The organism is Bartonella sp. AA2SXKL (assembly GCF_042197205.1).
Lineage (GTDB): Bacteria > Pseudomonadota > Alphaproteobacteria > Rhizobiales > Rhizobiaceae > Bartonella.
The window spans coordinates 1-265 of sequence record NZ_JBHIRN010000247.1; the positions used below are offsets into that span (position 1 = coordinate 1).

The 265-nt window shown below is 34.7% G+C and carries 1 protein-coding gene; it reads right to left on the reverse strand.

Annotated features, from left to right (window positions below):
* Window positions 1-45: 45 nt before the first annotated feature.
* On the reverse strand, window positions 46-265 hold a 220-nt coding region (locus ACFINS_RS11010; protein ID WP_375706295.1), incomplete at its 5' end, for a type II toxin-antitoxin system YafQ family toxin.

Sequence of the window (265 nt, forward strand, 5' to 3'; positions counted from 1 at the left end):
TGCTAATGCGAATCAGAATTTTTTTGAGAATTCACTATCAATTTCTTACTTAAATAAATCTGAATGCGTACCTGTCCTATCAAAATGGACTCGCTCTTCATCAACTATATAAATTAATAACCAATCTGCCTCTATATGAAGATCTCGACGAGGCTTCCAATTGCCTTGTAATGCGTGATCATTTAAAATAGCAGGCAATTGCTGCTTATGAATGAGAAGTTGCATAACTTCTGTAAGCTTTCGCATATCTTTCCCACGTTTTTTT